We start from the raw sequence: 2358 nt of genomic DNA, 5'->3' as shown, positions 1-2358 counted from the left end.
GGCTGCCACCGTGAAGCCGCCATGTTCGACGACGCCGGCGAAACAACGCAGCTGCACCAGAGTGACATTAGGTGGCATGATCGAGGGGTATTCCAAGGATTAATTGGACTGATCTTGTCCACGTCCTTAACCCGGCCATCGCAACACACTCAAGGCCCGGGATGGGGCTCGATGACCGCCGTATCAGACAGATTGACCGTGGGCCTGGCCCAGATCGCTCCGGTATGGCTCGATCGCGATGCCACCCTGGGGAAGGTGGCCAACTGGATCGCGCGCGCCGCCGCGGCAGGGTGCGGCTTCGTCGCGTTCGGGGAGGCGCTGGTGCCGGGTTATCCCTTCTGGATCGAACATACCGACGGGGCGCGCTTTGAATCGTCGCTGCAGAAGGAGATTCACGCGCATTATCTGGATCAGGCCGTTCAGATCGAGGCCGGCCATCTGGCTGCGGTCTGCGCTGCGGCGCAGCGCGGCGGCATCGCCGTCATGCTCGGCATCATCGAGCGGCCGGCAGATCGCGGCGGGCACAGCGTCTATTGCTCGCGCGTGCATATCGGTGCGGATGGCATGATCGCGTCGGTGCATCGCAAGCTGATGCCGACCTATGAAGAGAGGCTGAGCTGGGCGCCGGGCGACGGACATGGTCTTCAGGTGCACCGTGTCGGGGCCTTCACGGTTGGCGGGCTGAACTGCTTCGAGAACTGGATGCCGCTGTCGCGAGCAGCGCTGTACGCGCAGGGTGAGAATCTGCATGTGGCGCTTTGGCCGGGGAACCTCCGCAACACGGTGGATACGACCTGCTTCCTGGCGCGCGAGGGACGCAGCTACGTGCTGGCGGTCTCGGGACTGATGCGCAAGCAGGATGTGCCGGCCGGCAGTCCTGCTGCTGCCATGCTGGAAACCTGCCCCGAGATCCTCGCTGATGGCGGCTCCGGCATCGCCGGCCCTGACGGCAAATGGGTGATCGAGCCCGTGACGGGGCGCGAGGAGCTTCTCGTTGCGACGCTTGATCATCGCGAGGTCAGGCGCGAGCGCCAGAATTTCGATCAGGCCGGACACTATGCCCGCCCGGATGTGACACGCCTCGTCGTCAACCGGACCCGGCAGGGCGTTGCGTCCTTTCGGGATGAGGGGACGCTATAGCGACGCGGGCTCACCGGCGTTCGCCTGGGGGCTCAGACGAAAGTTGCGCCCCGGGCCTCGGGCTGATCGGGGAGGCGAAGGTTGCCCGTGCCGGGCAATCTCGCCTATCGTCGGGGCCGACTGCGCCAGTTCAGAAGCGCAAACCGATCCCATCAGGAGGAAATTCGATGAGCTTCACCCGTCGCGGCGCGCTGGCCGCGCTCGCCTTGTCCACCTCTCTCGGCTTCGTGCCGTTTGGCGCAGAGGCCCAGACGGCCGAGAAGCCGAATGTCACGCTCGGCGTCGGCGGCAAGCAGCTGCTCTATTATCTTCCGCTGACGGTCGCGGAGAAGAAGGGCTTCTTCAAGGAGCAGGGGCTCGACGTCACGATCAACGATTTCGGCGGTGGCGCGAAGTCGTTGCAGGCCCTCGTCGGCGGCTCGGTCGATGTCGTGACCGGCGCCTATGAGCATACCATCCGGATGCAGGCCAAGGGGCAGGACATCCGCGCCGTGGTTGAGCTCGGGCGTTTCCCGGCGATCACCATCGCCGTGCGCAAGGAGCTTGCCGACAAGGTCAAATCCGCGGCCGATTTCAAGGGCTTGAAGATCGGCGTCACCGCGCCCGGCTCCTCGACCTCGCTGACCGCGCAATATGCCATGGTCAAGGCCGGCCTGAAGGCGACCGACGCGCCKATCATCGGTGTCGGTGCCGGCGCCAGCGCCGTTGCCGCGATCAAGCAAGGCCAGGTCGATATCATCTCGCATCTCGATCCCGTGACCTCGAAGCTCGAAGCGGATGGCGATGTCGTGGCGCTGATCGACACCCGCACCGAGGCCGGCACCAAGGCGCTGTTCGGCGGTTCAAACCCTGCTGCCGTGCTCTATCTCAAGAATGATTTCGCCGAGAAGAACCCGGTCACGACGCAGAAACTCGTCAACGCGCTGGTCAAGTCCCTGAAATGGCTGGAGACGGCCAAGCCCGAGGATGTCGCCGATCTCGTCCCCGCCGAATACCATCTCGGCGACAAGCCGCTCTATCTGCGCGCCGTCAAGAATTCGCAGGAAAGTTATTCGCGCACCGGCATTTCCACGCCAGATGCGATGAAGAGCATGTATGACTCGCTGAAACTGCTCGATCCTGAGCTTGCGACCTCGAATGTCGACCTGAACAAGACCTTCATCGACAGCTTCGCGAAGAAGGCCGCCGCCGGATCGTAGTCTCTCGACTCCTTTCTGC

2 protein-coding genes are annotated in these 2358 nt (G+C 64.0%); both read left to right on the top strand.

What is annotated here, in order from left to right; all coding sequences use genetic code 11:
* Nucleotides 1–171: 171 nt before the first annotated feature.
* On the top strand, nucleotides 172–1140 hold the full coding sequence (locus tag AC1DJT_RS36165; RefSeq protein ID WP_476769806.1) for a carbon-nitrogen hydrolase family protein: 969 nt from the start codon (nucleotides 172–174) through the stop codon (nucleotides 1138–1140).
* A gap of 167 nt (nucleotides 1141–1307) precedes the next feature.
* Nucleotides 1308–2339: an ABC transporter substrate-binding protein gene (locus AC1DJT_RS36160; protein ID WP_476769805.1), complete on the top strand. Its 1032-nt coding sequence runs from the start codon at nucleotides 1308–1310 to the stop codon at nucleotides 2337–2339.
* The last annotated feature ends 19 nt before the right edge of the window (nucleotides 2340–2358 follow it).

The organism is Allobosea sp. 05T422_2 (assembly GCF_056396265.1).
This window is presented reverse-complemented; position numbering and strand designations above follow the sequence as displayed.

What these genes read in the sequence shown, in the direction of transcription:
- AC1DJT_RS36165 (WP_476769806.1), top strand. Translation starts at nt 172, where the DNA reads ATGACCGCCGTATCAGACAGATTGACCGTGGGCCTGGCCCAGATCGCT.